Annotated in this window: 23 protein-coding genes; 14 read left to right on the plus strand and 9 right to left on the minus strand. The window is 65.9% G+C overall.

Annotated elements, in window-relative coordinates; genetic code table 11:
* Window positions 1-52: 52 nt before the first annotated feature.
* Together LHL23_RS15850 and LHL23_RS15855 are read right to left on the minus strand one after the other, a co-directional pair.
* The gene (locus LHL23_RS15850; RefSeq protein WP_226430615.1) at window positions 53-538 is read right to left on the minus strand and encodes a flavodoxin family protein; all 486 of its coding nucleotides are present in this window, start codon (window positions 536-538) and stop codon (window positions 53-55) included.
* Window positions 539-581: 43 nt separating this feature from the next.
* Entirely contained in the window at window positions 582-764 is a 183-nt protein-coding gene (locus LHL23_RS15855; protein WP_222476438.1) for a zinc-finger domain-containing protein, read from the minus strand.
* Between the two features lie 71 nt (window positions 765-835).
* On the opposite strand from LHL23_RS15855, the gene LHL23_RS15860 reads away from it, so the two are divergent.
* Window positions 836-1,765: an ABC transporter ATP-binding protein gene (locus tag LHL23_RS15860; protein WP_226430616.1), complete on the plus strand. Its 930-nt coding sequence runs from the start codon at window positions 836-838 to the stop codon at window positions 1,763-1,765.
* 109 nt (window positions 1,766-1,874) lie between these two features.
* Here the strand turns inward: LHL23_RS15860 and LHL23_RS15865 are convergent, their stop codons facing one another.
* Window positions 1,875-2,690, minus strand: coding sequence for an enoyl-CoA hydratase/isomerase family protein (locus LHL23_RS15865; protein ID WP_226430617.1), 816 nt, complete (start codon window positions 2,688-2,690; stop codon window positions 1,875-1,877).
* A 214-nt stretch (window positions 2,691-2,904) separates the two neighbouring features.
* Between LHL23_RS15865 and LHL23_RS15870 the strand changes: the two genes are divergently transcribed.
* Entirely contained in the window at window positions 2,905-3,561 is a 657-nt protein-coding gene (locus LHL23_RS15870; protein WP_226430618.1) for a TetR/AcrR family transcriptional regulator, read from the plus strand.
* A gap of 266 nt (window positions 3,562-3,827) precedes the next feature.
* Here the strand turns inward: LHL23_RS15870 and LHL23_RS15875 are convergent, their stop codons facing one another.
* Window positions 3,828-4,292 (minus strand): DUF1203 domain-containing protein, encoded by a 465-nt coding sequence (locus LHL23_RS15875; RefSeq protein ID WP_226430619.1) that lies wholly within the window; start codon window positions 4,290-4,292, stop codon window positions 3,828-3,830.
* 197 nt (window positions 4,293-4,489) lie between these two features.
* Between LHL23_RS15875 and LHL23_RS15880 the strand changes: the two genes are divergently transcribed.
* From LHL23_RS15880 to LHL23_RS15920, 9 genes are all read left to right on the plus strand, one after another.
* Window positions 4,490-7,417 carry an error-prone DNA polymerase gene (locus LHL23_RS15880; RefSeq protein WP_226430665.1) on the plus strand — a complete coding sequence of 976 codons (2,928 nt, stop codon included), beginning with the start codon at window positions 4,490-4,492 and terminating at the stop codon, window positions 7,415-7,417.
* A gap of 97 nt (window positions 7,418-7,514) precedes the next feature.
* A complete protein-coding gene (locus tag LHL23_RS15885; protein WP_222476426.1) occupies window positions 7,515-7,763 on the plus strand; it encodes a hypothetical protein in 249 nt (82 codons plus the stop codon).
* Window positions 7,760-8,185 carry a hypothetical protein gene (locus tag LHL23_RS15890; protein WP_222476423.1) on the plus strand — a complete coding sequence of 142 codons (426 nt, stop codon included), beginning with the start codon at window positions 7,760-7,762 and terminating at the stop codon, window positions 8,183-8,185. Before LHL23_RS15885 ends, LHL23_RS15890 begins: the two co-directional genes overlap by 4 nt.
* A gap of 146 nt (window positions 8,186-8,331) precedes the next feature.
* On the plus strand, window positions 8,332-9,849 hold the full coding sequence (gpmI, locus tag LHL23_RS15895) for a 2,3-bisphosphoglycerate-independent phosphoglycerate mutase (RefSeq protein ID WP_222476420.1): 1,518 nt from the start codon (window positions 8,332-8,334) through the stop codon (window positions 9,847-9,849).
* On the plus strand, window positions 9,846-10,976 hold the full coding sequence (locus LHL23_RS15900) for a murein hydrolase activator EnvC family protein (RefSeq protein ID WP_222476418.1): 1,131 nt from the start codon (window positions 9,846-9,848) through the stop codon (window positions 10,974-10,976). Before gpmI ends, LHL23_RS15900 begins: the two co-directional genes overlap by 4 nt.
* 7 nt (window positions 10,977-10,983) lie before the next feature.
* On the plus strand, window positions 10,984-12,318 hold the full coding sequence (locus LHL23_RS15905; protein ID WP_222476416.1) for a S41 family peptidase: 1,335 nt from the start codon (window positions 10,984-10,986) through the stop codon (window positions 12,316-12,318).
* A gap of 473 nt (window positions 12,319-12,791) precedes the next feature.
* Complete coding sequence (locus LHL23_RS15910; RefSeq protein WP_226430620.1) at window positions 12,792-13,433, plus strand: LysE family translocator; 642 nt, start codon at window positions 12,792-12,794, stop codon at window positions 13,431-13,433.
* A gap of 82 nt (window positions 13,434-13,515) precedes the next feature.
* Window positions 13,516-14,580: a bifunctional transcriptional activator/DNA repair enzyme AdaA gene (locus LHL23_RS15915; protein WP_226430621.1), complete on the plus strand. Its 1,065-nt coding sequence runs from the start codon at window positions 13,516-13,518 to the stop codon at window positions 14,578-14,580.
* Window positions 14,577-15,320 (plus strand): isocitrate lyase/PEP mutase family protein, encoded by a 744-nt coding sequence (locus tag LHL23_RS15920; RefSeq protein WP_226430622.1) that lies wholly within the window; start codon window positions 14,577-14,579, stop codon window positions 15,318-15,320. The genes LHL23_RS15915 and LHL23_RS15920 overlap by 4 nt, the downstream gene beginning before the upstream one ends.
* 7 nt (window positions 15,321-15,327) lie before the next feature.
* On the opposite strand, the gene LHL23_RS15925 is transcribed toward LHL23_RS15920, so the two are convergent.
* The 3 genes from LHL23_RS15925 to LHL23_RS15935 form a co-directional block, all read right to left on the minus strand.
* Window positions 15,328-15,705 carry a hypothetical protein gene (locus LHL23_RS15925; RefSeq protein ID WP_222476408.1) on the minus strand — a complete coding sequence of 126 codons (378 nt, stop codon included), beginning with the start codon at window positions 15,703-15,705 and terminating at the stop codon, window positions 15,328-15,330.
* Window positions 15,706-15,716: 11 nt separating this feature from the next.
* The gene (locus LHL23_RS15930; RefSeq protein ID WP_226430623.1) at window positions 15,717-16,478 is read right to left on the minus strand and encodes a DUF6478 family protein; all 762 of its coding nucleotides are present in this window, start codon (window positions 16,476-16,478) and stop codon (window positions 15,717-15,719) included.
* Between the two features lie 89 nt (window positions 16,479-16,567).
* Window positions 16,568-17,263 (minus strand): hypothetical protein, encoded by a 696-nt coding sequence (locus tag LHL23_RS15935; protein ID WP_226430624.1) that lies wholly within the window; start codon window positions 17,261-17,263, stop codon window positions 16,568-16,570.
* Window positions 17,264-17,563: 300 nt separating this feature from the next.
* Between LHL23_RS15935 and LHL23_RS15940 the strand changes: the two genes are divergently transcribed.
* The 3 genes from LHL23_RS15940 (at window position 17,564) to LHL23_RS15950 (ending at window position 20,890) form a co-directional block, all read left to right on the plus strand.
* Window positions 17,564-18,454: a CPBP family intramembrane glutamic endopeptidase gene (locus tag LHL23_RS15940; protein ID WP_226430625.1), complete on the plus strand. Its 891-nt coding sequence runs from the start codon at window positions 17,564-17,566 to the stop codon at window positions 18,452-18,454.
* A 63-nt stretch (window positions 18,455-18,517) separates the two neighbouring features.
* Window positions 18,518-19,468, plus strand: a complete 951-nt coding sequence (accD, locus tag LHL23_RS15945) for an acetyl-CoA carboxylase, carboxyltransferase subunit beta (RefSeq protein ID WP_222476403.1) — start codon at window positions 18,518-18,520, stop codon at window positions 19,466-19,468.
* Window positions 19,469-19,621: 153 nt separating this feature from the next.
* Window positions 19,622-20,890 (plus strand): bifunctional folylpolyglutamate synthase/dihydrofolate synthase, encoded by a 1,269-nt coding sequence (locus tag LHL23_RS15950; RefSeq protein ID WP_226430626.1) that lies wholly within the window; start codon window positions 19,622-19,624, stop codon window positions 20,888-20,890.
* Between the two features lie 165 nt (window positions 20,891-21,055).
* Here LHL23_RS15950 and LHL23_RS15955 read toward each other — a convergent pair whose 3' ends face one another.
* Both LHL23_RS15955 and zapE read right to left on the minus strand, forming a co-directional pair.
* Window positions 21,056-21,961, minus strand: a complete 906-nt coding sequence (locus LHL23_RS15955) for a bestrophin family protein (protein ID WP_226430627.1) — start codon at window positions 21,959-21,961, stop codon at window positions 21,056-21,058.
* Window positions 21,958-23,034 carry a cell division protein ZapE gene (gene zapE / locus LHL23_RS15960; RefSeq protein WP_226430628.1) on the minus strand — a complete coding sequence of 359 codons (1,077 nt, stop codon included), beginning with the start codon at window positions 23,032-23,034 and terminating at the stop codon, window positions 21,958-21,960. Before zapE ends, LHL23_RS15955 begins: the two co-directional genes overlap by 4 nt.
* Between the last annotated feature and the right edge of the window lie 92 nt (window positions 23,035-23,126).

The raw sequence follows: 23,126 nt of genomic DNA on the forward strand, positions 1-23,126 counted from the left end.
GTGATCCGCGCTCCGGCGCCGGAAGCGCCAGGCAGGCCGCGGATGATGCCGCTCAGAACACCCCCATCGCCAGACCTGCCCCCAGGGCCAGACCCAGCTCGCGGCAGGCCTCCAGCTGATCCTGGGGGATCACCTTCTGCGCCAGAATGGCCTCGGGCGTCTGCGCATGGGTGCAGATGATCAGCGGCGCCTGCACCTCTTTCAGGCGCCAGCCGGTGGCGATCCGGGCGCATTGCCGCGCCGCGTTCTCCCCGTCCGACCCGGCGCAGACCATCTGGGCATAGGGCCGCCCCTCGATCTTTCCCAGCACCGGGTAATAACAGCGGTCAAAGAAGTCTTTCATCTGGCCGGACAGCGCCGCCAGGTTTTCCGGGGCGCAGAACAGATAGCCGCTTGCGGCCAGCAGATCCTCCGGCCCGGCTTCTTCGGCCCGTTTCAGGACGGTTTCAATTTCGCTGCGCGCCGCTGCCTGCGCGGCCTCCGCCATCTGGCGGCTGCCGCCGGTGCGGCTGTGGTAGACGATCAGAAGCTGTGCCATCAGCGGCAGCTTACGCAGCCGGCGCAATGGCGGAAAGCCCGGATCACTCCGCCGCCTTGGCCGCGTCCTCGTAGATGTATTTGCAGTCGCAATAGGGGCATTCCACAAAGCCTTCGGCCTCGGGGATCTGCAGATAGACCCGCGGATGCCCCAGCGCGCCTTCGCTGCCGTCGCACGCAACCTTGCGGCTGTTCACAATCTTGGTTTCCGGCGCTTCGGTGCTCATGGCTGGCGGTCCTTTCGGTTTTCGGCTAGGCGCTTTTATGAGCCAAGGAAAAACCGGGGGCAAGAGCGGCGATGAGTGCTGATGCAATCCAGATCAAAGCTTTGCGCAAAATCTACAGGGGCGGCAAAGGCCAGCCGGAGAAACACGCGCTCAAGGGCGTTGACCTGACGGTGCCGCGCGGCTCCGTCTTCGGCCTTCTGGGTCCGAACGGCGCGGGCAAATCCACCCTGATCAACATCCTGGCGGGGCTGGTGCGCAAGACCTCCGGCAGCGTCTCGATCTGGGGTTTCGACCAGGACGCAAACCCGCGCCAGAGCCGCGCCGCCATCGGGGTGATGCCGCAGGAGCTGAACCTGGATCCCTTCTTCACCCCGCGCGGCGCGCTGGAGGTGCAGGCCGGCCTCTACGGCGTGCCCAAACACGAGCGCCACAGCGACGAGATCCTGCGGATGATCGGGCTCACGGACAAGGCAGAGGCCTATGCCCGCACCCTGTCAGGCGGCATGCGGCGGCGCCTGCTTCTGGGCAAGGCGCTGGTGCATCACCCCTCGGTGCTGGTGCTGGACGAACCCACCGCGGGCGTCGACATCGAGCTGCGCCAGATGCTGTGGGAGAACATCCGCAAACTGAACGCGCAGGGCATGACCATCATCCTCACCACCCACTACCTGGAGGAAGCCGAGGAGATGTGCGACGAGATCGCCATCATCAACCAGGGCGAGGTGGTGGCGCGGGATACCAAGGCGCGCCTGCTGGGCCGGCTTGATGCCAAGACCATGGTGGTGCAGCCCGCGGTGCCGGTGACGGCGCTGCCGCAGGGCGACGGCATCGAGGCCGAGCTGCGCGAAGACGGCGCCGTCTGCTTGCGCTACCGCAGCCAGGCCACCAGCGCCGAAGACGTGCTGGCCGCGGTCCACGCCGCCGGAATTTCGATCCGCGACGTGAAGACCGAGGAAGCCGATCTGGAAGATGTGTTCCTGTCGCTGACCAAGGCGGGGTGAGGGGGCGGCCTCTGCCTGGTGAACAAGTTGCGGGAATAACGCAGGGCAGGTCATGGATGTCTGTGCCACCCATGACCTGTCTGCACCTAAAAAGCAGCCGATTGTAGATTTAAGAACCGGCCAGCTCAGCGGCAGTATCAGCAAAAACCCCCTCAAAGTCGGTCGCTTCACGCTCAGTTTGGCCGCCGTGCTTGAGAAACGCCGCGATGATTGCTTGGGTTTTGTCCTCTCTGGCCCGCTCCAGGAAGTGGCGAAGCTCGAGCTCTGCGCCTGCGGCTTCATCCCTGACGGATACTGCAACAATCTCCTTGTACATCACGATGTCTCGCAGTTCCAAATTCCGGACCGCACCAAGTACTCCTTCGAGGAATGTCTCCATCTCTGCCTTGGGCACAAATTTGGTGATGACATTCAACGCTTCTGCTTCTTCGGAAGTGAGATCTGCACCTGTCAGCAGAGCCTGGAGCGCTTTGTTTTTCCCCATACGACGGGCGAACTGCACGGCCCCTTGCCCGCCAGTCGGAATGTTGACGCCAATTTCCGGCTGGGCGAAGGCTGCGTTTTCAGTGCCGTAGGCGAAATCGCAGGCCATGATGAACTCGTTGCCGCCTCCGCGTGCGATCCCGTCCACAACGGCAATGGACACCTGCTTCATGGCCTTGATGTTGTTGATCATATGGCTGAATTCGATGATCCCTGCCTGGCCGCCGGGGGTGCCGTTGATCGTGTTCAGGTCGAGATGAGCAACGAAGAAATGCGGGTTTGCTGACTTGAAGACTACCGCCTTCGTTTCCCGATCATCCTTCAGCGACAAGATGAATGCATTCATCTCATTGATGACGTCAACCGACCAGATATTGGCTGGCGGGTTGTCGATGACCACCGATGCCACACCGCCTTGCGTCTTGATATGCAGCTTGCTCATTTTGAGGCTCCTGAGTGTTCTTCTATTGACTTGTTAAGTTGCCGGCTTCCGCCGCGTCTCCTTGGCTGACGGGTCCGGCGTGCTTACACATAGGTAGATCTATACAGTTGTAAAGTCTTTTGCTTTACGACTGTGATATATTGATATTCGAGAGTAGGAGGAATATCTGCATAAACGGCTGAAAAGCCGGGCTAACTGCCCGAAAATAATAAGCATGGAGTTCTTGATGGCGGCGCCCCGGAATCGTCTGGCAGATGTAAGTGAGCGAGCGCAGGCGAAAGTCGGCAAGTTTGCCAACCGTCAAGCCGAGCTCGCCGATGCTGCGCTGACAACGCTTGCTGAACTGGGATATGCCCGGACTTCCTTGCGGGATATCGCGGAAAACACAGAGTTCTCGCATGGGGTGCTGCGTTACTACTTCAGCGACAAGAATGACCTGATCATCCAGTGCATCCGGCAGTACAAGTCAGTGTGCGTGCGCCGCTATGATCTGGCTACAGAGCAGGCCGAAACACCGGACGGTCTTGTTGACGCCTTTATTGAAAAGCTCACCGAAACGCTTCTGAAAGAAACCAAACTGCACCGCCTTTGGTACGATCTTCGTTCGCAGGCGTTGTTTGACGACGTTCTTCAGGAAGATGTGCAGCAAATCGACCGTGACTTGGAGGACATGATCTGGCGGATTGTCGAGCGCTATGCGCTTCTGAAGAACTGTTCTCCAACCCTCTCATCGCGGGCGACTTACGCGGCTATTGATGGTCTTTTCCAAGAAGCACTGGCACGCGTTCTTTCCGGCGATGATAAAGGCGTTGAAGACCTGGAGAGAGAATTGAGACAGTTGCTTCCAGTCATTGTTGAGGCCAGCGCGTAAGGCGCAGCGACTACCTTTTGACCTGCAGAAAAAGACCCAATGTTACGGGTGGAACCTGTCTTTCTTTGGCAATTGTTTGTGACGTCCGGGTTGTGCCAGGAACCCATGTCGAAGTCGCAACCAGGATCTCCTGACTAGGGTGATTAGCCCGCCAGAGGACCTGCTGCGCTAGCGATACGAACCACCTAGGCAATAACGGCTATGGGCTCAGTCCTGCCGTTGGCGGACAGAGTGAGACACCGCAGCCACCGCCCGCGCTCCTTTCCTCACCCCCGGTCGATCCGCGCCTGATAGCAGTTGTTGCGCGACGACCGGATGTGGATGTAGTCTACCCGCTCATCGGCAAAGATCGCCGCGGCCCGCCCCATCATCTCCGCCTGCGGGATGACAATGCCGGTGCCGTAAACGATCCGGTGATCGGCGCTGTAGCCCTTGATCAGGTAATCGGGGGAGCCTTTCAGAACCTCCGGCACCGCCTCGCCCTCATGCCGCGCGCAATGATCGGCGCACAGGAAAATGGGCCCGGTCTCGGCATAGGGCTGGGCCTCGGGGAAGGGGCGGTGCGCCAGGATCAGCATCTCCTGGCCTTCGGGGATGTATTGCAGGCAGTGGCGGCAGGGGTTGCCACCGCCGTCCGACACCGTGCGCTCCGGCATCTGGCCATGGGCGTCAGGGCCGCCCTCCTGCAGGGCGCGGACAATCTCGGTGGGCAGGGCGGTGATCTTGGTCATGTGTTTCTCCTTTGCTGCCAGCACCCTGCCCGATCCGCCCCGCCGCAATCGACCCGGATCTTGCGCATCCTGCAGAGAGCCGGAGCAAATCTCTCCCGCCCGCCGTGCAGGCATTGAAATGCCCTGCGGCGGTTGGGCGTGGCGCCGCAGTCCAGCAGGACTCCACATGAGAACAAAAGGGGAATATCATGCGGGGCATGTTTGCCGAATTCGCCTGCCTTTCGAACTTCACCTTCCTCACCGGGGCCTCCCACCCGGAGGAATATGCCGCCCGCGCGCTGGAGCTGGGGCTCGGCGCTTTTGCCGTTGCGGACGAGAACTCGGTGGCGGGCATCGTGCGCGCCCATGCGGAATGCCGCGACATTGCCCGCCGGGTGCGGGAGCGGCAGGCCTGGGACCGGCAGAACTCCCCCATCGGCCCGCCGCGCCCCAAAGGTATTCCGCAGCCGCGCTCCTTCCCGGTCTATGAAACCGTGCGGCTGATCCCGGCGGCGCGGCTCATGTTCACCGACGCGCCGGACGTCATTGCCCTGCCGCAGACCCGCGCGGGCTGGGGCAGCCTGACCCGGCTTTTGTCCACCGGGCGGCTCAGGGCTCAGAAGGGCAGTTGCACCCTGCATCTCTCGGACCTCCTGGAATTTGCTGACGGTCTCCACCTGCTCCTGCTGCCTCAGGCGCAGCATCTGCCCGGCGGCGCGGATGGGTGGGCGCCGCATAGGGACGCGCTGACGCGCCGCTTTGGCAGCCGCATGCACCTGATGATGGCGCCCGCCTATGACGGCGGCGACCGCGCGCGCTTTGCCCAAATGGCAGACCTCGCCGCCCGTCTGAACCTGCCCCCCTTGGCCAGCGCCGCGCCGCGGATGCACCACGGCAGCCGCCGCCGCCTGGGCGATGTGCTGAGTGCCATCCGGCTGCGCTGCAAGGTGGAGGATCTGGGCCGCGCTGCCATGGCCAATGGCGAGCAGCGCCTGCGGTCCGAGGCAGAAATGCGCCGCCTGTTCCGTGGCTATGAACACGCGGTGGACAATGCCGCCCGGCTGGCGGAGCAGCTCAGCTTCTCGCTGGATGAGCTGCGCTATGATTACCCGGACGAGGGCAGCGAACAGGAAACCCCGCCCCAGCGGCTGCGGCGGCTGGCGGAGGAGGGCCTCAGCTGGCGCTATCCCGGCGGCGCGCCACAGCGGGTGCGCGCCCTGCTGGAGCATGAACTCGCCCTGATCGCCAAGCTGAAATACGACCCCTATTTCCTCACCGTGCGCGACATCGTCGCCTTTGCCCGCTCCCGCGGCATCCTCTGCCAGGGCCGCGGCTCGGCGGCAAACTCGGTGGTCTGCTACTGCCTGGGCGTCACCTCCGTCAGCCCGGAACTGGGCACCATGGTGTTCGAGCGCTTCGTCTCCGAGGCCCGCGACGAGCCGCCCGACATCGACGTGGATTTCGAGCATGAGCGGCGCGAGGAGGTGATCCAGTGGATCTATGAGCGCTACGGCCGCCACCGCGCAGGGCTCTGCGCCACGGTGATCCACTACCGCGGCAAGCGCGCGATCCGCGAGGTGGGCCGCGCCATGGGCCTCACGGAGGACACCATCTCCGCCATGTCCTCGCAGCTTTGGGGCTTCTTCAGCGCCAAGGGCGTCGAGGCGGAGCGGATGCGCGAGATCGGGCTGGACCCCGCGAGCCGCCGCCTGCAGCTGACGATGGAGCTGGTGGAGCAGATCATCGGCTTCCCGCGCCACCTGAGCCAGCATGTGGGCGGCTTCATCATCACGCAAGGGCGGCTGGACGAACTGGTGCCCATTGAAAATGCCACCATGGAGGGGCGCACGGTGATCTGCTGGGACAAGGACGACATCGACACGCTGGGCATCCTCAAGGTCGATGTGCTGTCTCTGGGCATGCTCACCTGCATCCGCAAGGCGTTCGGCCTGATGCAGCAGCACCACCAGCTGGACTACAGCCTCGCCACCCTGCCGCCGGAGGACCCGGCGGTCTACAACATGCTGTGCCGCGCCGACAGCATCGGGGTGTTCCAGGTCGAAAGCCGGGCGCAGATGAACTTTCTGCCGCGGATGCGGCCGCGCTGCTTCTATGATCTGGTGATCGAGGTCGCCATCGTCCGCCCCGGCCCGATCCAGGGCGACATGGTGCACCCCTATATCCGCCGCAGGAACGGCGAGGAGCCGATGCATTTCCCCTCCGACGCGCTGGGCGAGGTGCTGGGCAAGACCCTCGGCGTGCCGCTGTTTCAGGAGCAGGCGATGCAGATCGCCATCGTCGGCGCCGGTTTCACGCCGGAACAGGCCGACCGGCTGCGGCGGTCCCTGGCGACCTTCAAGAAACACGGCAACGTCAGCGAGTTTCGCAGCCTGTTCCTGCGCGGCATGGCCAAGAACGGCTATGATCAGGAGTTTTCCGAGCGCTGCTTTTCCCAGATCGAGGGCTTCGGCTCCTACGGCTTCCCCGAAAGCCATGCCGCCAGTTTCGCGCTCTTGGTCTATGCGTCGGCCTGGATCAAGTGCCACCACCCGGGCATCTTTGCCTGCGCGCTGCTGAATTCGCAGCCGATGGGGTTCTACGCGCCCGCCCAGATCGTCCGCGATGCCCGCGAACACGGGGTGGAGGTGCGCCCGGTCTGCATCAACAACTCCTACTGGGACAACGTGATGGAGCCTGACGGCCACGGCGGGCTGGCGCTGCGGCTGGGGTTCCGGCAGGTGAAGGGGTTGCGCGACGAGGACGCCGCCTGGCTGACCGCCGCGCGCGGCAACGGCTATCACGAGGTGGAGGATGTCTGGCGCAAGGCCGGCATCTCGCCGCCGGTGATCGAGCGGCTGGCCGAGGCTGATGCCTTTGCCGCCCTTGGGCTGAACCGGCGCGAGGCCTTGTGGGCCGCCAAGGCGATCACCGCCCGCAAACCCCTGCCGCTGTTTGCCCGCGAGCTGGAGGGCGAGGGGATTTATGAGCCGGAGGCGGACCTGCCGCAGATGGGCCTGGGCGAGGAGGTGGTAGAGGATTACGTCGCCATGCGCCTGTCCTTGCGGGCGCATCCGGTGGCGCTGATCCGGCATCTGCTGACGCCGCAGACCCCCGGCGGCGGCGCAGAGGGCGGGCCGGGGAAGTGAGTATTTGGAAAAGATGAAGCGGGAATGCTATTTGATACCTTGGTACCTTGATAACATATAAGACTCCTCATATATCACCCTCTGAAAGGAGGGTGCGATGACATCTGTAACCCGTGTTCAAACCGGCCTGCGTCTGGAGGCGCGGCTGCTGAAAACCATGAAGGCGCTGGCGGAATACCTGGATATCTCGGTGGCGGAGCTGGTCGAGGGCATGGCGCTGCACGCTTTTGAAGGCAAGGCGCCATTCTCTGATGAGACCCTTGGCAAGATCGAGGCGCTGCGGGCCGTCTACGGGCTGGACCTGACCGCCGCCGACAGCCACAGCCTGACGGAGGATCCGCAATGAACGAACGCACCGACTATGCCGTGATGGCAGAAGAGCTGGCTGCAGGCAGCTTGCAGCCGCAGGGGTTCAGCCACCGGGCGCATCTGGGGACGGCCTATGAAATCCTCTGCCGCCACGAGGTGTTCGAGGGCATGGCCATCTACGCCCGCGGCCTGCGCCGGCTGACCGAGGCTGCCGGGGTGCCGGAGAAGTTCAACGCCACGGTGACGCTCGCGTTCCTGAGCCTGACGGCAGAGCGGATGGCGCAGGGCGATTATCCGGACACGGACGCTTTCCTGGACAGCAATGCCGACCTGCTGCAGCCCGGTGTTCTGCGCCGGTACTTCCCGGCAGAGACGCTGGCCAGCGACCTGGCGCGGCGGGTGCCGGTGCTGGCGCCGCGGAACGCCGGCGGCAGCGCTGCGGCGCCGGGCGGGGCTTGAGTATTTCGGGAAAGATGAAGGCGCTTGCCGGGGCTTGCTGCCGCCAAGCGGCCTGATAACGCCAACTGTGGCAGGAAAGCCGGTTCACCCCGGCGCGGCAAGGCGTTAGAAGGCTTGCGAAGCTTTCCTTGCCCCGGAGATGATCCATGACCGCACCCAAACCCGTTGTCCTGTGCATTCTTGACGGCTGGGGCAGCGGCGAGCCTGGCAAGGCAAACGCGCCCTACCTGGCGCAGACACCAACCTTTGATGCGATCATGGCCAAAGGGCCGGCGGCAAAACTGATCACCCACGGGCCCGATGTGGGGCTGCCGACCGGGCAGATGGGCAACTCCGAGGTGGGGCACACCAATATCGGCGCGGGCCGGGTGGTGGCGATGGACCTGGGCCAGATCGACCTGGCGATCGAGGACGGGTCGTTCTTTGAAAACGAAGCGCTGCAGGCGTTTATTGCCAAGCTGAAGGACAGCGGCGGCGCGGCGCATCTGATGGGGCTGGTCTCCGACGGCGGCGTGCACGGCCATATCAACCACATCCTGGCGGCGGCCAAGGCGATCACGGATGCGGGGGTCCCCGTCTGGCTGCATGCCATCACCGACGGCCGCGACGTGGCGCCGAAATCGGCCTTCCGCCATTTCCGCCGGCTGGAGGAGCGGCTGCCCGAAGGCGTCCGCATCGCCACCGTCACCGGGCGCTATTTCGCGATGGACCGCGACAACCGCTGGGGCCGCGTGGCTGAGGCCTATGACGCGATGATCCATGCCAAGGGGCGCCCCGGGCAGACGGCCCACGGTGCGGTGGACCATGCCTACAACCAATCGGAAACCGATGAGTTCATCGGCGCCACCGTGCTAGAGGGCTATGAAGGGGTGAAGGACGGCGACGGGTTCTTCTGCCTCAACTTCCGCGCCGACCGCGCGCGGGAGATTCTGCGCGCCATCGGCGAACCGGGCTTTGCCGAGTTTGACACCGGCGAGCGGCCCAAGCTGGCAGGGCTGTTGGGCATGGTGGAATATTCCGATGCCCATAACGATTACATGACCACCGCCTATCCCAAGGCGGCAATCGTCAACACGCTGGGCGCCTGGGTCGCCAAGCAGGGCAAGACCCAGTTCCGCCTGGCCGAGACCGAGAAATACCCGCATGTGACCTTCTTCCTCAATGGCGGCAAGGAAGAGCCGGAGGAGGGCGAGGACCGCTATATGCCGAAGTCGCCCAACGTGGCGACCTATGATTTGCAGCCGGAGATGTCGGCGCCGGAGGTGACGGAGAAATTCGTCGAGGCGATTGAGGCGGGCTATGACCTCATTGTGACCAATTACGCCAACCCGGACATGGTCGGCCACACCGGCGATCTGAAGGCGGCGATCCGCGCCTGCGAGGCGGTGGACCAGGGGCTGGCCAAGGTGGTTGCCGCGCTGGAGAAGGCGGGCGGCGCGATGATCGTCACCGCCGACCACGGCAACTGCGAGGTGATGGTGGATCCGGAAACCGGCGGCGCCCATACCGCCCATACGCTGAACCTGGTGCCGGTGGCGCTGGTCGGCGGGCCGGAGGGCGCGGCACTGCGCGACGGCCGTCTGGCCGACTTGGCGCCCACGATCCTGCAGCTGATGGGGCTGGAGAAACCGGCCGAGATGACCGGGGAGAGCCTGCTGTCATGATCCGGCGCGCGGGCCTGATGCTGCTGGCCGTGCTGGCTGCGCCCGTGCAGGCGGCGGACCCGGCCGGGGCCGCGCGGGATGCGGCAGAGCAGCTTGAGCTGGCCTCGGTCCAGCTGCAGGAGGCCGCCAGCTCCCGCGACCGGGTGAAGGCGCTGACCTCCACCGTGCAGGCCTATGAGGCGGGGCTGGCCGCGATGCGCGACGGCTTGCGCCGGGTGGCGCGGCGCGAAGGGCAGCTGAGCGCGCAGCTGGCGGCGCGGCAGGAGGAGGTCTCGGGCCTTCTGGGCATCATCCAGACGATTGAAACCTCGCCGCCGCCGGTCCTGATGGTGCATCCCTCCGGGCCGCTGGGCGCGGCGCGTTCGGCGATGATGCTGGCAGAGGTGACGCCGGCGCTGCAGGCCAAGGCGCAATCCCTGAAGGCGGATCTGGACGAGGTGCAGGGCCTGCGCCTGCTGCAGCAGAATGCGGCCAAGACGCTGGAGGAGGGGCTGTCGGGCGTGCAAAGCGCGCGGGTGCAGCTGTCGACCGCAATCGCCGACCGCACCACCCTGCCGAAACGCTTCACCGAGGACCCGGTGCGCACCGCCATCCTGATCTCCTCGACCGAGACGCTGTCGGGTTTTGCCGACGGGCTGGCCGAGATTGCCGGCGGCGAGATCGCCGCCAGCGAGGCGGACATCAGCGCCCTGCGCGGCAGCCTGCCGCTGCCGGTCGAGGGGCTGGTGCTGCGCGGCTACGGCGAGCGCGATGCCGCGGGCATCGCCCGCCCCGGCCTGCTGATCGCCGCCCGCCCGCGGGCGCTGGTCACGGCGCCCGCTGCCGCCACCATCCGCTACCGCGGGCCGCTTCTGGATCTGGGCAACGTGGTGATTCTGGAACCGCAGCCGGACACGCTGTTCGTGCTGTCGGGCCTGGCCGAGGTGTTCGGCGAGACGGGCCAGGTGATCCCCGAGGGCACCCCGGTCGGATTGATGAGCGGGGAAAACCCGAAACCGGACGCAATTCTGTCAACAAGCGGTGAAGGGGGTGGAACTGACCGGACAGAAACGCTCTATATAGAAGTGAGAATGGACAACAGCCCGGTGGACCCGGAAACATGGTTCCGCACTGGAAAAGGTGGATGAAGGCTTGATGAAAAAATTTGCGATGGCCGCCGTTGGCGGCACGCTGGCAGGGATCGTTGCAACAACCTATGTCGCAGGCCCCTTGCTGGCGCAGGAAGGCGCGCGCGAGGCAAACGTCTATGAGCAGCTGGACCTGTTCGGCGATATCTTCGAGCGCATCCGGGCGCAGTATGTCGAGGAGGTTGACGAGAAGGAGCTGATCGAGGCGGCCATCGGCGGCATGCTGGCGTCCCTGGACCCGCATTCCAGCTATCTGTCGCCGGATGACGCGGCCAACATGCGGGTGCAGACCCGCGGCGAGTTCGGCGGCCTCGGGATCGAGGTCACCCAGGAGGAGGGCTTCGTCAAGGTGGTCTCCCCGATCGACGGCACCCCGGCTGATGAGGCCGGCATGGAAGCCGGCGATTTCATCACCCATGTGGACGGCGAAAGCGTGCTGGGCCTGTCGCTGGACGAGGCGGTGGAGCTGATGCGCGGACCGGTCGGCTCCGAGATCGTGATCACCGTGGTGCGCGAGGGCGAGCCGGAGCCGTTCGACGTGTCGATCATCCGCGACACCATCAAGCTGACCGCGGTGCGCGGCCGCACCGAGGGCAACACCGTGGTGATGCGGATCACCACTTTCAACGATCAGACCACGCCGAACCTCGAGGAAAACCTGAAGAAGCAGATCGAGGAAGCCGGCGGCATGGAGAGTGTCAACGGCATCGTGCTGGACCTGCGCAACAACCCCGGCGGCCTGCTGACCCAGGCGATCAAGGTGGCCGACAGCTTCCTGGAGTCGGGTGAGATCGTCTCCACACGCGGCCGCGACCCGGAAGACGGCGAGCGGTTCAACGCCACCCCGGGCGACCTGGCTGAGGGCAAGCCGATTGTGGTGCTGATCAACGGCGGCTCGGCCTCGGCCTCGGAAATCGTCGCCGGCGCGCTGCAGGACCACCGCCGCGCCATCGTGGTGGGCACCAAATCCTTCGGCAAGGGCTCGGTCCAGACCGTGATGCCGCTGAAGGGCGAGGGCGCGATGCGCCTGACCACTGCGCGCTATTACACGCCATCGGGCCGCTCGATCCAGGCGCTGGGCGTGTCCCCCGACATCGTGGTGGCGCAGCCCCGCCGGACCGCCGCGGCTGAGGAAGAGAATGACTCGCCCGCCCGCCGCTCGCGTTCGGAGGCCGACCTGCGCGGCAGCCTGAACAACGACAGCCTGTCCGAGGATGAAATCCGCCAGATCGAGGAAGAGCGCGAAAAGGCCGAGAAAGCCGCGGAGCTGCGCGAGCAGGATTACCAGCTGGCCTATGCCATCGACATCCTCAAGGGGATGGTGGCGCTGGGGCCGAAGTAAGCCCGCGGCAAACACGCATCAGGAAGGGGCCGTCCGGTTGGGCGGCCTTTTTCATTTTTGCAGTGCCGCCGGGTCTGGCGGGGTGTGGTTGCTGTTCCGTTTAAGCGCAGTGTCCCAGTTAAGGGGGCGGCGCCGCCGGGTGGAGGTGGACAGACCCCGCCGGGGGCCTGCTCGGACAAGCTCGCTTGGACGACCCCCTTTTTATCAGGGCCGGTCTCCTTGTGTCGCGCAGGCAGCCGCACAGATGCCTGCGCCTCGTATCATGGCCCATGCGCGGGGCCATGGCAGGGGATCGATCGTCTGGCAGTCTGGCATAGGGGAATGAGGATCGCGTGAAGGCACCGTACGCCGGGTGCGCAACACCCGCAGGGGGCAGTCCGCCGAAAGCCATTTCTGCCGCCATGCTTTTTCCGGCTTGCCAGAGGCAAGGGCCTTGGTAGTGTCGCGCGGAAATTGCATTCAGGATTGCTCCAATGGATCTATTGGCCCCGCTCATCGCCTATTCCGTCGCTCTGTCCATCGCGGCTGTCATTCCCGGGCCGGGTGTGGCGGGTCTGGTCGGGCAGTCTCTTGGCAATGGCTTGCAGGTGTCGCTGTTCTTTCTGGCGGGCATTGCGCTGGGCGATGTGGTTTACCTGACCATCGCGATTGCGGGCCTGGCCGCAATTGCGCAGCTGTTCTCTGGCGCGCTGCTGGCGATCAAGGTGCTGGGTGGCCTGTACCTGGTCTATCTCGCCAGCAAGTTCTGGCGCAACGAGGCCGGGCTCACCCATGTGCGCAAGGCCGGCAGCCGCCGCGGGTTGAAGACGTTCCTGTCGGGGTTTGCGCTGACGCTGGGCAATCCCAAGACGATCATCTTCTATCTTGCCCTGCTGCCAACCGTCATTGACCTGGGGGCTGTCGGTCTGTCGCAATGGGCCGCGCTGAGCGTGTTGACCGTTGCGGTGCTGTTTGTGACGCTGCTGCCCTATGCGCTGCTGGCCTCGGGCGCGCGAACGATGATGACGCGGGCTGATGCCCTGCAAAAGCTGAACCGGCTTGCCGGTGCCATCATCGGCGGTGCCGGGGTTTTCATCCTTGGCCAGGCAGCTACGGCCTTTGCCCGCCGGGCGTGACGTCCGGGCAGGTCAACGGGTTTTGAAAATCAACGCCCGATATCCGGCGTACTGACGGGGCAGGCTGGTCTATGCTCCGTCCATGATGTTTGACCTGCCTGATTCCCGCACGCTCTACCAAGCTCTGCTAGACCGCGACGCTGCCTATGAAGGGCGCGCCTATGTCGGTGTGACCTCCACCGGCATCTTCTGCCGCTTGACCTGCCCGGCACGCAAACCCAAGTTCGAGAACTGCCGGTTCCATGCCACTCCCGGCGAGTGCATCGAGGCGGGGTTCCGCGCCTGTAAGCGCTGCAAGCCCTTGGCTGCCGCGGCCGGTGACGACCCGGTGGTGCAGGACCTGCTGGCGCGGCTGGAGGAACGGCCTGCCTACCGCTGGGGCGAGGGCGATCTGCTGCGGCTGGGGCTGGATGCCTCGACAGTGCGGCGCGCCTTCAAGCGGCATTTCGGCATGACCTTCCTGGAGATGGCGCGCCAGCGCCGCCTGCGCGAGGGGTTTACTGCGCTGAAGGCCGGCGAGCCGGTGATTGCGGCGCAGATCGACGCCGGCTTCGAAAGCGCCAGCGCCTTCCGCGCGGCATTCGCGAAACTGGTGGGGATTGCGCCGGGCGCGTTCCGCAAGGATGCGTTGTTGCTGGCGGACTGGATCGACACGCCGCTGGGGGCGATGATCGCGATCAGCTGCGCCCATCAGCTGCATCTGCTGGAATTTGCCGACCGCAAGGCGCTGCCGCGGGAGGTGGCAAAGCTGCAGAAGGCGCAGCCCGGCGGCCTGGGCTTTGGCCGCCCGGCGCCGACCGAGCAGATCGCGGAGGAGCTGCGCCGGTTCTTTGCAGGAGAGGGGGCGGATTTTCAAACCCCGCTGGCGCTGCATGGCACCGCGTTCGAGCGCGAGGTCTGGCGCTACCTGCTGACCATCCCGGCAGGCGAGACCCGCAGCTATTCGCAGATCGCGCGGGAGCTGGGGCGGGCCTCGGCGACGCGGGCGGTGGCGCGGGCCAACGGCTCCAACCAGCTGGCGCTGGTGGTGCCCTGCCACCGGGTGCTGTCGGCGGACGGATCGCTGACCGGCTATGGCGGCGGTCTGTGGCGCAAGCAGCGGCTCATTGAGATTGAAACAGGCTACAGGCAAAGGATTTCAGCATGACATATTCCGACCGCGCAGCGGCTTTTGCGGCGCTGCACCAGCCGGGCAGCCCGGTGGTTTTGTATAACATCTGGGACGCGGGCAGCGCCAAGGCGATTGCCGGGGCAGGGGCGTCGGCCTTGGCGACCGGCAGTTTCCCGGTGGCGGCGGCGCAGGGGTTTCCGGACGGGGAACAGGTGCCGCTGGAGTTTGTGCTGGGCAATGCGGAGCGCATCGTGGCCGCCACGGAGCTGCCGGTGACGATTGATTTCGAGGGCGGCTATGCGCGCGAGCAGGAGCAGCTGACCGCCAATGTGAAACGGCTGGTAGAGACCGGCGCGGTGGGCCTGAACTTTGAGGATCAGGTGGTCGGCGGTGACGGGTTGTACGGCATCGAAGAGCAGGCGCGGCGGGTGGCCGCGGTGCGGGCGGCCCATGCGGACATCTTTGTGAATGCGCGCACCGATTTGTTTCTGAAGGAAAAAGATGCCGCCAAACACGCCGGGCTGGTGGCGGAAGCGCTGGAGCGCGCGGCGGCCTATGCCGAGGCCGGCGGCAACGGGTTCTTTGTGCCGGGGCTGACGGATCCGGATCTGATTGCACAGGTCTGCGAGGGCTGTGCGCTGCCGGTCAACACGATGATGCGCGGCATCACGCTGGAAACGGCGCGGCAGGCAGGCGTGGCGCGCTGCAGCTATGGCCCGATCCCGCACGCGAAACTGATGCAGGTGCTGGCAGAGCATTTCCAGGCGCTGGAATAACTGGCGGTTACATCGTTTCCAGGCAGTGGCGGCGGAAGGCGCGTTTCAGCATGTCCAGCTCGGCGCGCAGCAGCTCCACCTCGGCGCGCAGGTCGTCCGACACCGCCTCGCCTGCGATCAGGGTGAAATCGCCCAGCCGGGTGCTGTCGGCGGCGTCGAAGATCACGAAGGTCTGCACCCCGTCGGCCAGCGCCTCTGCCGGGACCGGGATGGCGACCAGCCAGTCGCCCTCTGTCTGGCCCTCGGTCAGGATCACCGATCCGACCGGCTGATCCTGGAACATCACGGTGATGTCCGGCTTGGCGCCGCTGGCCGGGGCATTGCTGATCTTGCCCTCCCAGATGCCGTTGCGGAAGCGGATTTTGGTCAGGGTCAGGCTGCTCATGCTCGGGCTCCTCAGATCGCCGCGCGGCGGTGGCGCGAGAAGGTCAGGTCGCGCAGGACAACCTGGTTCATATCGGGCGCCTCGAAGATCAGGTCGAGCCAGATCTTCTCGATCCGCTTTTCGTTGAGGCGGGAATAGGCCAGGTCGAATTCCACCACGATGTTCTTTTCCTCCTGCGGCAGTTCGCGCACCAGCTGTTCGGTGTTGGGGCCGTGCTGGATGTTGAGCCGGGCGAAGATCTCGATCGGCTTTTCGGATTCGATGATGCAGTCGATCCGCAGCAGGTGCTGACGGGTCATGCCGGCGGCGGCCTCGGGCGGCAGGTCGATCACCAGCGACAGGAAAGAGCCGTCGAATTTGAACACGTCCATGCGCAGGCCGAAGGGGGCCAGGTCCTCCTCCCGGGTGTTCCTGAGCTGGCGCAGGGTCAGTTCGGAGAAGGCGCAGTCGTGGAACAGCTGCACCTCATTTCCCAGCCGCGCCTTGGTGGGAACCGAGGACAGCCCGCGTTCCGGCAGCGGGCCGCGCCACAATTCCGGGCGCCAGGACCAGTCGGTGCCATGCGGCCGCGGAAAGAAGGAGGAGCCGATCTGCGGCAGTGCCAGGCGGCCGTCGGCGGTGTGGATCAGCCGGTCCAGATGGGTGCGCAGCTGGCGGGCCTGGTTGCGCTGGCGGCGCAGTTCGGACAGCGGCGCGCGGGCGGAGTCCTCGGCCGCCGCGCGCCAGCGGCGCAGGCTGCGCAGGTGAAGCAACCGGTCCATGATCCTGCCCATCGTGCTCTCTTCCGCCCTGTCGGGCCTTATCGCTTGCCCTGGCCCGGCGCGTCTGGCGCGGGCGCTGCCGGCAGTGTAACCGCGCGCGGCTATTGAAATAAACCGGCAATCCGCTGCCGCAGCCCGCGTTTTTTGCCGGTCTCTGCGTCGGCGGGGGCTTTCTGCGCCGCCAGCTGCACCGGGCGGGCTTGCGGCCGCAGGCCCGGAGCCGCAGCCAGCGCCGGGGCTGCAGCGCGCGGGCTGGGCGCGGCCTCCAGCGGCGGCAGGGTGGAGGCCTCCAGCGTGCGGTGGGTCAGCTCGTTCAGGAGCGCAGCACCGTGTCTGCCAAGCGCCCGGCTGCCTTCGGGGGCGTAGAGCGCCAGCGCCACCAGGTGGCGGTCGAGCACAAAGGCGCCGCGCCAGTGCACCGGGCTGGCGCTTTCGGCCACGGCGCCGGGGAACTCGAGCTTGACCAGCGGCAGCAGCTGGTCCTCGCTGGTTTCCAGCACCTTGGCGGCCGGGAACATGGCGGCGATATCCGCGGCCTGCGGCGCTGCCGCATCCTGCCGGGCGGGGCCGATCGAGGCGGTGAGCACCGCCGATTTGCGGGCGCCGAACCAGTTCTGGCGGCCCAGCCGGCTGCAATGGGCCAGGAGGGCAAAGCCGCCGTCCTTGTCCGGCTGGCTGCTGCGGCGGTCAAAGCAGTAAGCCTCCGGCGCCGCCAGCAGCACGTCGCCGCCGGCGAAGGACATCACCTGGGCGCCTGCGCGCGGGGCCTTGCCGCCGCTGCTGGCGGCAAAAGCCATTTCCCGGGGCGCCGGGCTGCATCCCGCCAGTGCCAGTCCGGCCAGGCCGGCCAGCAAGGCCGCCGCCGCCGCGCGCGGTCTGAGCGCGTTTCCGCCTGCAGGCGGGCAAGGTGCGGGTCTGCCGCTGCTTTTTCTGGTCACTGCTGGTCCTGCCGGTTCTGTTTTTTTGATAAATTCATTAGGCAGAGGGCCATGTTGCGGCAAGCCTGAACCGCGTCCGGCGGTGCATCCCTTGCCTTGGCGTTGCAGCAATGCCTAACGTAGGCCGGATTGCCGCCCGCCGCGGGCCGGAGAGGACATATGCACGACAGGCACAGCTACAGGGCGCATGAGGCATTGGTGCGGTTTGCCCGTATCCAGCCGGCGCTGTGGCGGCTGATGCTGGGGCTGGTGCTGGTGGCGGCTGTCAGCTTTTCCCTGACCGCGGCGCTGCAGGTGACATTGGCCGGGCTGTTCCCGGGCGACTGGCTGCAGGGGCTGGCCGACGGCAGCACCCCCGGCGCGATGCTGGTGCTGTTGGGCAGCTTTGCCTTTCTGCCGCTGGGGGTGGCGATGGCGGCGCGGCTGCTCCACCAGCGCGGCTTTGCCACCGTGACCGGGCACCTGCGCCCCTTGGCGCATCAGTTCGGGCGGGTCAGCCTGTATTTGCTGGGCCTCAGCCTGCTGCTGATGGCCTTGCCGCCCTATGACATGGGGCCGCCGATGACCCAGAACCTGCCGTTCTGGACCTGGCTGGGCATCCTGCCGCTGTCGATAGCCGCGGTGCTGGTGCAGACCGGGTCGGAGGAGATCCTGTTCCGCGGCTACATCCAGCAGGCGCTGGCGGCGCGGTTCCGCCACCCCGCGGTCTGGCTGTTGGCGCCCTCGGGGCTGTTCGCACTGGGCCACTACCTGCCCGCCGAAGCCGGCGGCAACGCGCTGCTGATCACCGCCTGGGCCGGGGTGTTCGGGGTTCTGATGGCGGATCTGACTGCGAGGGCCGGAACCCTCGGCCCGGCGATGGCGGTGCATTTCTTCAACAACGTCACCGCGCTGCTGCTGTTCGGCTCCCCCACCAGCCTCAACGGGCTGGCGCTGTTCCTGATCCCCTTCGACCTGGCCGACGTGCAGGCGCTGCGGCCCTGGGTGGCTGTCGACTTTGCCCTGATGCTGGTCAGCTGGCTTTGCGCGCGGCTTGCCATACGCCGCTGATTGCAATTGCGGCAAATGCGCCTTATCTGGGGGACAAACCGCGCCCCCGGAGAGGCAAGCAATATGAACTGGATCACCAACTACGTCCGGCCCAAGATCAACTCGATCTTTTCGCGCCGTGAAGTGCCCGAGAACCTTTGGCAGAAATGCGATGAATGCGGCACCATGCTGTTTCACCGCGAGCTGAGCGACAATCAGAACGTCTGCACCAGCTGCGGCCACCACATGCATATCTCGCCGCGCGACCGATTCACCGCGCTGTTTGACGGCGGCGTGTTCACCGAGGTCGCGGTGCCGGAGCCGCTGACCGATCCGCTGAAGTTCAAGGATCAGAAGAAATACCCTGAGCGGATCAAAGCCGCGCAGAAGAAGACCGGCGAGAAAGAGGCGATGCTGGTGGCCGCGGGCGAGATCGGCCGCACCCCGATCATCGCCGCCGCGCAGGACTTCTCCTACATGGGCGGCTCAATGGGCATGTATGTGGGCAACGCCATCATCGCCGCGGCGGAGGAAGCGGTGAAGCTGAAGCGCCCGCTAGTGCTGTTCTCTGCGGCCGGCGGCGCCCGGATGCAGGAAGGCATCCTGTCGCTGATGCAGATGCCGCGCACCACTGTTGCGGTGGAGATGCTGAAAGAGGCGGGCCTGCCCTATATCGTGGTACTGACCCATCCGACCACCGGCGGGGTGACGGCGTCTTATGCGATGCTGGGCGATGTGCATATCGCAGAGCCGAACGCGCTGATCTGCTTTGCCGGCCCGCGGGTGATCGAGCAGACCATCCGCGAGAAGCTGCCGGACGGCTTCCAGCGCGCCGAGTACCTGCTGGATCACGGCATGCTGGACAGGGTGACCCCGCGCACCGAAATGCGCGAAGAGCTGATCACCATCATCCGCATGCTGATGGGCCTGCCGCCGCAGGTGGTGGGCGATCTGCCGGTGCCGGCGCAGGAAGAGGCGCCCAAGGCCGCAAACGCGCCGGCGGATGGCGCAGTCAGCGAAGAAGCTGCCGAGTAACTTCGATTATATACCCTTGCCTGGCCGAAGGCCGGGCAGCGCCCGTCCCGCCCCCCACGGGGCGGGCGCTTCGCTTTCCACCCCGCCGGGACGGGCGCTGCCCTTTGCGTACAAGCAGCTCTTAGGATTGTCCGGCTGAACAGGACCAGGCTGATGACCCAGACCTCCGACGCGATCCTCGCCCGCATGATGGCGCTGCACCCCAAGATCATCGACCTGACGCTGGACCGGGTCTGGCGGCTTCTGGCGGCGCTGGACAACCCGCAGGAAAAGCTGCCGCCGGTGATCCATCTGGCCGGCACCAACGGCAAGGGCTCGACCCAGGCGATGATCCGGGCGGGGCTCGAGGGCATGGGCAAGAGCGTGCACGCCTACACCTCGCCGCATCTGGCGCGATTTCATGAGCGGATCCGGCTGGCAGGCGAGCTGATCTCGGAGCCGCATCTGACCGAGGTGCTGGACGAGTGCTATGCCAAGAACGGCGGCGAGAACATCACCTATTTCGAGATCACCACGGTGGCGGGGCTGCTGGCGTTTTCGCGCACACCCGCGGATTACACCCTGCTGGAGGTTGGCCTGGGCGGGCGCCTGGATGCGACCAACGTGATCACCCCGGAGGTTTCGGTGATCACCCCCATCTCCATCGATCATGAGCAGTTCCTGGGCAACACCCTGGCCAAGATCGCGGCCGAGAAGGCAGGCATCATCAAGCGCGGCGTGCCGGTTGTGGTCGGCCCGCAGCCTGACGAGGCGATGGACGTGATCGAGGCCACCGCCGCCCGCCTCGGCGCGCCGCTGATTGCATACGGCCAGCACTGGCATGTCTGGGAGGAGCGCGGCCGGCTGGTGTTCCAGGACGAAAACGGCCTGCTGGACCTGCCGCTGCCGGCATTGCTGGGCGCGCATCAGATCCAGAACGCCGGTGCCGCACTGGCGGCGCTGCGCCATCTGGGCGCCGATGAGGCCGCCTGCGAGGCCGCCATGCAGAACGCCGAATGGCCCGCGCGGATGCAGAAACTGAAAACCGGCCCGCTGATCGAGGCCGCGCCCGAGGCCGAGCTGTGGCTGGACGGCGGCCACAACGCCGCGGCCGGCGTGGCGCTGGCGGATGTGCTGGCAAAACTGCCCGAGCGCCCCACGCATCTGATTTGCGGCATGCTGAACACCAAGGACGTGAGCGGCTATATGCGCCCGCTGGCGCCGCATGTTGCAAGCCTGACTGCCATTTCGATCCCGGATGAGATCAACACGCTGAGCGCAGAAGAGACCGAGGCCGCGGCCAAGTCCGTGGGCATCGCGGCCGGCACGGCGAAGAGCACCCTGGCAGCGCTGCAGGCAATTGTGGCCAAGGACCCGCAGGCCCGCGTGCTGATCTGCGGCTCGCTCTATCTGGCCGGCCATATCCTGCGCGAAAACGGTTGAGGTTTTGAGGCGGGGGAAGCTCTCCCGCCCGGCTTCGACCTGCCGGTCTCATCCCGTTGGGCTGGGCGCCGCTGGCGCGGCGTGGCAGCTTTTCATCTTTCCGGAAGTACTCCGGGGGTGAGGCCAAGGGCCAAGGGGGCAGCGCCCCCTTCCTGCCGCCGGCCGCTAGTCCAGAACGTGGTTCACCGGCTCCAGCCTGGGCGGCGCCTCGCGGCCCAAGGCGTTGCAGACCGAGATTTCCATCACCCGGCACATGGCGCTGAGCGGCACCGAATTGGCCTGCTTGCGGAACGGGTGCTCCAGCTCATGGGTGACCTCGGCGAGGCCGAAGAACACATAGGCCACCACCGCTGCCACCAGCGGCTCGAACCAGCCGGCGCTGTCCAGGAGGGCAAAGGGCAGCAGCAGGCAGTAAAGATAGGTCGTGCGCCAGACCAGCAGCGAATAGACGAAGGGCAGCGGCGTGGTCAGCAGCCGCTCGTTTCCGGCCTGGGCTGCGGGGAAGGCCGCCAGCCGTTCGGCCAGGGCACGCTGGCCAAAGCCGTCGATACGGCCGTCCTCTGCCATTTCGCGCAGCCGGGTGGCGATGTCGCGCAGGGCGGCGTTGGGAGCATTGGCGTTTTGCATCAGCGCTTGTGCCGCCTCGGCGCCAACCCAGTGGTGCACGGTGTCTTTCACTTCGTCGCCGCGCAGCTGGGCGCGGTGCAGGTGGTGAAAGGCAAGGATGCGGGTCAGGATGAAGTCCTCGTCCGGGCCCTTGCCTGCAAAGATCCTGAGCTCCTGCGCCAGGCTGCGCACGTCGGAGACCATCCGGCCCCAGATCCGCCGCGCCTCCCACCAGCGGTCATAGGCGGCGTTGTTGCGGAAGCTGAGGAACAGCGACAGCGACAGGCCGAACACCCCCATCGCGGCGATGGAAATCTGCGGCATCGCAATGACATAGCGGTCCAGCACCAGCACCAGCAGCGCCCAGAGCGCGGCGCCGATGATGTTGGGCAGGATGCGCGGCACCACCGACCCGTTCAGGATCAGGAATATCTCCCGCCGCCGGGGCGTATCGCGGACGATCATGGCGCCGCGGTGCCCCAGTCCTTGTCCTGCATCTCGCGCAGGCGGGAGGCGGTGCGTTCGAACTCGAAGGTGCCCTCGCCCTCGACATAGAGCATTTCGGGCTGGGCCGCGGCGGAGCAGATCAGCCGCACCCTGGCCTCATACAAAGCGTCGATCAGGGTGACGAACCGCTTGGCCTCGTTGAAGTTGTTGCGGCTGAGGCGCGGGATGTCCTCGAGGATCAGCACCTTCACCTCTTCGGCGATGGCGAGGTAGTCGCCCGGCCCCAGCATCTTGCCGCACAAGTCATAGAAGGTGGCGCGCGCCACCCCGTTGCGGAAGGCGGGCAGGGTGACTTCGCGCCCTTTCACCTCCAGCGTCAGCGGCTGCGCCGCGCCGCCGCCCGACAGATCCTGCCAGATCGCCCGGATCAGGGCGCGGGCCTCGGAATCGATGGGGGCGAAATAGACCTGGGCGCCGGTCAGCCGGTCCTGCCGGTAATCGGTGGCGCTGACCATCTCATGCACCGCCATATGGTCCTTGATCAGATCGATGAAGGGCAGGAACAGCTGGCGGTTGAGGCCGTTCTTGTAGAGGTCGTCCGGCACCCGGTTGGAGGTGGTGATCACGGTAACGCCGGCGGCAAACAGCGCCTCGAACAGGCGCCCGACGATCATCGCGTCGGTGATGTCGGTGATCTGCATCTCGTCAAAGGCCAGCAGCCGCACGGAGTCGGCAACCTCTGCCGCTACCGGGGCCAGCGCATCCTCGACGCCGCTCTGGCGGGCCTGGTGCATCTTGGCGTGGATTTCCTGCATGAAGGCATGGAAATGCACCCGCCGCGACGGGATATCGCCGAGGCTGTCGACAAACAGGTCCATCAGCATCGACTTGCCGCGCCCGACCCCGCCCCAGAGGTAGAGCCCCTGCACCGGTTCAAATTCCGCCTTGCGGAAGAAGCCGCGTTTCACCGGCGGCGCCATCAGGCCCTGGGCGATGCGGTCGAAATGGGGAAGCACGGCTTCCTGTGCCGGATCGGGCTTCAATTCGCCCGCGTCGATCTTCTGCCGGTAAAGCGCACTCAAATGGGTCATGGGGACAGGGATAGCGCGGGGCGCGGGGGATGGGAAGTTCCTCGTGCAGGCAATCTTTTCCAGCAGGCCGGGGCGGCATTGCTGGCGCGGGT

This window comes from Leisingera sp. McT4-56 (genome assembly GCF_020514995.1).
Lineage (GTDB): Bacteria > Pseudomonadota > Alphaproteobacteria > Rhodobacterales > Rhodobacteraceae > Leisingera > Leisingera aquaemixtae_A.

Bases quoted from the DNA above. Each gene is read 5' to 3' on its own strand.
- LHL23_RS15915 (WP_226430621.1), top strand. From the start codon at position 13,516: ATGATGTTTGACCTGCCTGATTCCCGCACGCTCTACCAAGCTCTGCTA.
- gpmI (WP_222476420.1), top strand. From the start codon at position 8,332: ATGACCGCACCCAAACCCGTTGTCCTGTGCATTCTTGACGGCTGGGGC.
- zapE (WP_226430628.1), bottom strand. From the start codon at position 23,034: ATGACCCATTTGAGTGCGCTTTACCGGCAGAAGATCGACGCGGGCGAA.
- LHL23_RS15935 (WP_226430624.1), bottom strand. From the start codon at position 17,263: ATGGCTTTTGCCGCCAGCAGCGGCGGCAAGGCCCCGCGCGCAGGCGCC.
- LHL23_RS15875 (WP_226430619.1), bottom strand. From the start codon at position 4,292: ATGACCAAGATCACCGCCCTGCCCACCGAGATTGTCCGCGCCCTGCAG.
- LHL23_RS15860 (WP_226430616.1), top strand. From the start codon at position 836: ATGAGTGCTGATGCAATCCAGATCAAAGCTTTGCGCAAAATCTACAGG.
- LHL23_RS15890 (WP_222476423.1), top strand. From the start codon at position 7,760: ATGAACGAACGCACCGACTATGCCGTGATGGCAGAAGAGCTGGCTGCA.
- LHL23_RS15850 (WP_226430615.1), bottom strand. From the start codon at position 538: ATGGCACAGCTTCTGATCGTCTACCACAGCCGCACCGGCGGCAGCCGC.
- LHL23_RS15920 (WP_226430622.1), top strand. From the start codon at position 14,577: ATGACATATTCCGACCGCGCAGCGGCTTTTGCGGCGCTGCACCAGCCG.
- LHL23_RS15940 (WP_226430625.1), top strand. From the start codon at position 17,564: ATGCACGACAGGCACAGCTACAGGGCGCATGAGGCATTGGTGCGGTTT.
- LHL23_RS15930 (WP_226430623.1), bottom strand. From the start codon at position 16,478: ATGGGCAGGATCATGGACCGGTTGCTTCACCTGCGCAGCCTGCGCCGC.
- accD (WP_222476403.1), top strand. From the start codon at position 18,518: ATGAACTGGATCACCAACTACGTCCGGCCCAAGATCAACTCGATCTTT.
- LHL23_RS15925 (WP_222476408.1), bottom strand. From the start codon at position 15,705: ATGAGCAGCCTGACCCTGACCAAAATCCGCTTCCGCAACGGCATCTGG.
- LHL23_RS15865 (WP_226430617.1), bottom strand. From the start codon at position 2,690: ATGAGCAAGCTGCATATCAAGACGCAAGGCGGTGTGGCATCGGTGGTC.
- LHL23_RS15870 (WP_226430618.1), top strand. From the start codon at position 2,905: ATGGAGTTCTTGATGGCGGCGCCCCGGAATCGTCTGGCAGATGTAAGT.
- LHL23_RS15855 (WP_222476438.1), bottom strand. From the start codon at position 764: ATGAGCACCGAAGCGCCGGAAACCAAGATTGTGAACAGCCGCAAGGTT.
- LHL23_RS15885 (WP_222476426.1), top strand. From the start codon at position 7,515: ATGACATCTGTAACCCGTGTTCAAACCGGCCTGCGTCTGGAGGCGCGG.
- LHL23_RS15905 (WP_222476416.1), top strand. From the start codon at position 10,984: ATGAAAAAATTTGCGATGGCCGCCGTTGGCGGCACGCTGGCAGGGATC.
- LHL23_RS15955 (WP_226430627.1), bottom strand. From the start codon at position 21,961: ATGATCGTCCGCGATACGCCCCGGCGGCGGGAGATATTCCTGATCCTG.
- LHL23_RS15900 (WP_222476418.1), top strand. From the start codon at position 9,846: ATGATCCGGCGCGCGGGCCTGATGCTGCTGGCCGTGCTGGCTGCGCCC.
- LHL23_RS15910 (WP_226430620.1), top strand. From the start codon at position 12,792: ATGGATCTATTGGCCCCGCTCATCGCCTATTCCGTCGCTCTGTCCATC.
- LHL23_RS15950 (WP_226430626.1), top strand. From the start codon at position 19,622: ATGACCCAGACCTCCGACGCGATCCTCGCCCGCATGATGGCGCTGCAC.
- LHL23_RS15880 (WP_226430665.1), top strand. From the start codon at position 4,490: ATGTTTGCCGAATTCGCCTGCCTTTCGAACTTCACCTTCCTCACCGGG.